Here is a 445-nt window from a genome sequence, read left to right on the forward strand (position 1 = left end):
GCGGACAACAACACGCCTTGCAACGGTTTTCTCCGATATTGAAAACAACGCGATCTGGAATAACCCCGAGGAAACAACGCCTGTCGTTTTGCAAATGCTGGAAAACGGGCGGGACACTGAAATCAAGGACATCACGCAAATTCAAGTTCAAGAGGTCAAAGAACGATTGCTTGCCGGTTTGGATGACATTAAGGCGGAATGGGATCAGCGAGAACGCCGGCTAGATCAGGTAAGGAGAGAACAACGACGGGCAATTCTGCAAGGTGCAGTGCAGCTGAAGTTAGAAAGGGCGAAACAGCGTCTGAGCACACTGCAGGAGCGCAACGCGGCAGAATTTCCAATGCGCATGGCTCAGGCGCAACTGGAGAAAGCTGAGCGGGAAATCGCGAAAACATTAGAGCCCGAAACAACCGTGAGCGACGCGGGTATTGGGCCAATACTAGAG

Annotated in this window: 1 protein-coding gene; it reads left to right on the forward strand. The window is 51.9% G+C overall.

What is annotated here, in order from left to right:
* The coding region (locus I6F37_RS39970) for a hypothetical protein (RefSeq protein ID WP_225154374.1) at positions 1-445 on the forward strand (445 nt) is incomplete at both ends.

Source organism: Bradyrhizobium sp. NBAIM08 (assembly GCF_020193935.1).
GTDB lineage: Bacteria > Pseudomonadota > Alphaproteobacteria > Rhizobiales > Xanthobacteraceae > Bradyrhizobium > Bradyrhizobium yuanmingense.